A 5,082-nucleotide genomic window follows, 5' to 3' on the forward strand; every position below is an offset into this window, starting at 1 on the left:
GGTGACAGTCTGTGCGGTAGTATCCGGCTTCATGAAGGGGCCCTTGTTGAGGGGAAACGCGTGTCGCAACACGTTTCTACCGCAACTGGGGCCTTCTTCAATTCAGGAACGCGACTTCTTCATGAATTATTCGGGTTAGGGTTTTCCCTAGGTGGACCTCGCGTCGAGATCCGAACGAGTCGCTGAACCCCACCCAGTCGTGATATCCTCTCGGATGCCCCAAACCCTGGGAGGGCGTTTCCATGCCGCGTGATCGCAACGGCTTCTCCGATGGCAGCGAGGATCAAGACGAAGCGTATTTCGAGTCCCTGCGGGGAGCGGGGCCCGTCGATCATGGCTTCGACACACGCCTCCTCAAGGAGCCGGCCAGCATTCTGCCGGCCCGCAAGCCTGTCGTGCTGGGGCCTGCAAATTCGGTTACGGACGCCATTCGCGCGATGAAGGGAGAGCATCGGGGGGTGGTCCTGATTTCGGAGGACGGCACCCCCGGAACCGCGGTCATCGGCATCTTCACCGAGCGAGATGTGCTCTTCCGCGTTGTCGATGGCGGGCGCAACCCGGCGACCTTGGCCCTCAACGACGTGATGACCCCGGATCCCGAGTGTCTCAGTGAAGAGGGGACCATCGCTGACACATTGAGTCAGATGAGCGTGGGCGGTTTTCGGCACGTGCCGGTGGTGGATGCCAAAGGCTGTCCCGCCTTCGTGGTTTCCGTTCGCGACATCGTCCAATTCCTGGTGGACGCGTTTCCCCGCGAGATCCTCAACCAGAGCGGGGACCGCCACCGCCAACGCGAAGGCGGTTGATCGTCAGCCGTCCAACGCGTCGTGGAGCATCGGCTGAGGCACGGGCTCGCCGCTCTTGCGCGTGCGCCGGACCTCGCTGACCAACGCAATGGCCCGGCGTAGGAAGAAGATACCGATCAGCACGTTCCAGGCGAGGAAGATCGCATTGGTCGCGAAGGCGTAGGCAATCAGCGCATCCCGATCGCCGAACTCTGCGTAGAGTTCGGCCCAGGTGAACTCACGCACGCCGAAGTTTCCCACCGAGGGGATCGCCAGCGCCAGATACAGCAAGGGGATGCGGCCGGCGAGTGCGATCCAGGGGATGGGTGTACCGAAAGCCCGTGTCGCAACGCCCTGGATGGCCACATCGAAAACGGCCAGAACCGCGAACCAGACGAGAAACGGCGTCAGCTGTCGAAGCGGGATCCTCTCGAGCCAGGCCAACGCTCGCGCCACTCCGGGCATTCGGCCGGCCGGTGCGAAGCGAAGGCCCAGGACGATCGCGCCCATCACGGACCAACCCACGAGCGCCGCAGTGATCACGAGTTCGTTGCCCACGATTCCGCCGGGCAGGAACGGAAGCGTGACCGAGAGCTGAAGGAGCAAGATGATGAGATGGGTGACGAACGGAACCAGGGCGACGGTCACGACCGCGTCGAGCCGCCCGCCGGTCAGGCGGGAGATGCCCAGGAGGAAGGCCGCATCGGCGAGAGGGTTGCTGATTGCCCGAAAGAGCTCGGAGCCGGCACGGATCGAGAGCACCGTGCGGTGGGGCACGGGCGTGACCAGCCGATTCAGGGCCTCCGCTTGGAGCCATGCCCAGACGAAGAAGAACACCAGCTTGTCGAGCGACGTGACCAGTACGAAGAGTGGCAGGTTTGCCTGGCGGGTGGCTTCGACGAGCCGTCCCCAATCCGTCGCGTAGCCGAACACATAGACCAGCGCCGAGATCGAGACGATCCACGGCAGAATCCGCTGCCAGCGTTTGGTATTTCCCTGTATTCCGGCCACGACCCGCGAAGAGTAGCCACTCCGGCTGTCCGGTCTTTGCGAGAGAAGGGTCGGAGGCCGGATCAGGTCCCCGGGTTGAGCGCCCCGATGCGTGCTAACGCATCCCCATGTGCAGTCGCCAGGCGGTTCTCGAGGTAGGAGGGTGAAGCTCCTCGCCCTCGATTTCGACGGAGTGATTTCCGATTCGGCGAGCGAGGCCTTCGTCGTGTCCGTGCGAAGCTTTCGGGAGCTCCGGCCCGACTGCGGGCTCCCGGACATCACGCGAGCCTCCGAGGCTCCGGCCCTGTACGCGGCCTTCGTCGACCGGATGCCTCTCGGCAATCGGGCGGAAGACTTCGCGGTCGTGTTGGCGGCGCTGGATGCGCGTGTACCCCTGCCGGATCAGGCAGCCTACGACGCGTTCTTTGCCACGTTGGCTGCGGACGAACTGGCAGCTTTCCATCGCCGCTTCTACGAGGTCCGGTCGGCCTGGGCGAGGGTGGACCCCGAGGGCTGGCTCGCCGAGATGCGCCCCTATCAGGAAATCCTGCCCGTGCTGGAACGCCACGCCGACGAGGTCATCCTGGCGATTGCCACCGCGAAGGATCGCGCCTCGGTCGAGCGGTTGTTGGTGCGCTACGGCATCGCTGACCTCTTTCCGCCGGAGCGGGTACTCGACAAGGAGGCCGGGCGCAGCAAACGGGCCCATCTCGAGGCGCTGGCTGGCCGTACCGGTGTGGCGTTCTCCGAGATCATGTTCGTGGACGACAAGTTGAACCACCTGGCCTCGGTCGCCTCGTTGGGGGTGCGTTGCGCCCTGGCTAGCTGGGGCTACAACGGAGAGCGCGAGCGCCGGCAAGCCCGATCCCAGGGGCACCAGGTGCTTCGTCTCGAGAGCCTGGAATCCGAATTGTTTCCAGAACGCGAGGCCCAGCGGGTCGATGTGTGAAACGGCGCCCTTCCCCCTACGTTAAAGGGGCCCCCCGCAAGGACATCCCCATGACCGCCGCCAGCCCCGGGCTCGAATTCCGGATGCACGCAGAACGCACGCCAAACCCCGAGAGCATCAAATGGATGATCTCGGCGGAACTGGCCCCGACAGGTGTCACGGCCCATTTCCGCGAGCCGGTCGATACGGAGGTTTCACCGCTGGCCGCTACGTTGTTTGGCGTTCCCGGTGTGGTGGGCGTGCTCATCGGCTCGAACTTCGTCACCGTCACGAAGCAGGCAGAACCCGAATGGACCGACCTCGCGCAGCCGGTCGTGGATGCAATCAAAGCGTTCGTCGCGAGGGGCGAGGACGCGCTGGGTCCGGCTTTCGAAGCGGCAGCAGCCGGAGCGGGCGGTGAGGTCGAGGAGCGCATCAAGGCGGTGATCGAAAATGAGATCCGTCCGGCGGTAGCCATGGACGGCGGTGACGTCGTGTTCATAGGCTTCGAAGAAGGCATTGTCAGCGTGATGTTGCAGGGCTCGTGTGTGGGCTGTCCAAGCGCCACGGCGACTCTGCGGTTTGGAATCGAGGGACGGCTGAGGGAGGTCGTCCCAGAGGTCGAGCGGGTGATCCAGGTCTGAGAGGACCCCGCTAGACCCGTGAGCCCACGCACACCTTCCCCCCAGTGCGCGGGTCGATGAGGAACGAAGGCGCGTCCGCGGACCCGGTAGGGCCGCAGCGGGCGAGTTCGATGACAAGGAGACCGATCGGCGATGCAGGGGGGAAATGAGCAGCCCGGGCCGCGTCCGTTCTTTACCCGAACGCGCCGGCGGGGGCCCTGGGCAAAGAGGCTGGCAAGCGCTCGGGAGGTAGCGGGCGAGAGGCTTGCGAAGACCTCGGGGAGGCTGAGGGCACGCTCCGGGAATCGCCGCAGGATGACGCTTCGGGGTCGGCTCACGATTGCGGCCGCTGCCCTGCTGTTGTTGCTGGGTGTCGCCTTCAGCATCGGCCTCGGCTCATCCGATGAGCCGGCGACGACGCCTCCCGAGGCGACCGAGCCGCCCCCGGTCGCCTCGAAGCCTCCTTCGCTCGGGCTTTCCGCAGTTCCGGAGGAAGCCCTGGAGCCGCCGGTCGCACGAGGGCGGCTGGAGGCCTCGCCCCTGCCCGGGAAGCTTCGCATCGAGTACACCCTCGACCCCGATCTGACGCGGAAGATCTGGAAGGTGCTCGACCGGGGGCGGGTCAAGCTGGGGCACGTCCTGGTGATGGACGTCCAGACGGGCGAGATGCTGGCCTATGTCTCTACCGATCCCGAGCGCTTTCCACCGGGCAGAGCCTACCCGGCCGCATCGCTGGTGAAGGTCGTTACAGCGGCCGCGCTTCTCGACAAGCGACCATCCGCCGCCCAGGAGACGTGTCATTACGCAGGTAGCCCCTATCGGTTGCGGCGCCGCCATCTGGATCCGCCCAAACGTGGCGGCAATGAGGCCAACCTTCGCAAGGCATTGACGACGTCGAATAACAAATGCTTCGCGCAATACGCGGTGCACCGCATCGGCCGGGATAGTCTGGTGCGTGCCATCGATCGCTTTGGCTTCCTTTCCCCACCGGCCAACCACCACGTGGCGGGCGAGCTCACGACGATGGGGGAGGATCGACTGGAACTCGGGGAACTCGGTTCCGGGCTCGACGGGCTTCGCATCACTCCGCTTCACGCGGTTCAGCTGGCGGGCGTCCTCGCCCATGGGAACAAGCTTCAGCCGCGTTGGGTCGCTCGGATCGAAGGCGACGATGGGGCCCTCGTTCCGCTGCGGCCGCCGGCGGCACCGGTTCGTGTCCTGACGCGAGGCCTGGCGAACGACCTCCGCGAGATGCTCGTGGATACGACCCGCCGCGGTACGGCCCGCAAGGCCTTCCGAACCCGTCGCGGACGTCCCCTTCTCAAGGGAGTCAATGTCGCAGGCAAGACCGGCAGCCTGAACGGCACCGATCCGAAGGGGCGCTACGAGTGGTTCATCGGCGTTGCGCCGGCCGAGGCCCCGCGCATCGCGGTCGCGACGGTTGCAGTGCAAGGGCCGCTCTACTGGATGAGCGGAAGCCAGCTTGCGGCTGAAGTGTTCAAGGTCGCGTTCTGCCCGAAGGGCGTCTGCAGTCCAGAGTCGCCGCAGGAGAGACGCGCCAAGGCCACTGGAGACAACCCCGTCGGGGGTTGATCAGGGGCGAAGAAGAACGTCCCCCTCTAGCCCGAATAATTCATGAAGAAGTCGCGTTCCTGAATTGAAGAAGGCCCCAGTTGCGGTAGAAACGTGTTGCGACACGCGTTTCCCCTCAACAAGGGCCCCTTCATGAAGCCGGATACTACCGCACAGACTGTCA

General features: G+C 65.1%; 5 protein-coding genes. 4 read left to right on the plus strand and 1 reads right to left on the minus strand.

What is annotated here, in order from left to right; all coding sequences use genetic code 11:
• Positions 1 to 242 precede the first annotated feature (242 nt).
• A complete protein-coding gene (locus GY937_13310; protein MCP5057684.1) occupies positions 243 to 806 on the plus strand; it encodes a CBS domain-containing protein in 564 nt (187 codons plus the stop codon).
• Positions 807 to 809: 3 nt separating this feature from the next.
• Here GY937_13310 and GY937_13315 read toward each other — a convergent pair whose 3' ends face one another.
• Positions 810 to 1,796 (minus strand): hypothetical protein, encoded by a 987-nt coding sequence (locus GY937_13315; GenBank protein MCP5057685.1) that lies wholly within the window; start codon positions 1,794 to 1,796, stop codon positions 810 to 812.
• A gap of 142 nt (positions 1,797 to 1,938) precedes the next feature.
• Between GY937_13315 and GY937_13320 the strand changes: the two genes are divergently transcribed.
• The 3 genes from GY937_13320 to GY937_13330 all read left to right on the plus strand — a co-directional run bounded on the left by GY937_13320 (position 1,939) and on the right by GY937_13330 (position 4,919).
• Complete coding sequence (locus tag GY937_13320) at positions 1,939 to 2,724, plus strand: HAD family hydrolase (protein ID MCP5057686.1); 786 nt, start codon at positions 1,939 to 1,941, stop codon at positions 2,722 to 2,724.
• 50 nt (positions 2,725 to 2,774) lie between these two features.
• On the plus strand, positions 2,775 to 3,347 hold the full coding sequence (locus GY937_13325) for a NifU family protein (GenBank protein MCP5057687.1): 573 nt from the start codon (positions 2,775 to 2,777) through the stop codon (positions 3,345 to 3,347).
• Positions 3,348 to 3,641: 294 nt separating this feature from the next.
• Positions 3,642 to 4,919, plus strand: coding sequence for a hypothetical protein (locus GY937_13330; protein MCP5057688.1), 1,278 nt, complete (start codon positions 3,642 to 3,644; stop codon positions 4,917 to 4,919).
• Positions 4,920 to 5,082 lie beyond the last annotated feature (163 nt).

The organism is bacterium, from assembly GCA_024228115.1.
GTDB lineage: Bacteria > Myxococcota_A > UBA9160 > UBA9160 > UBA6930.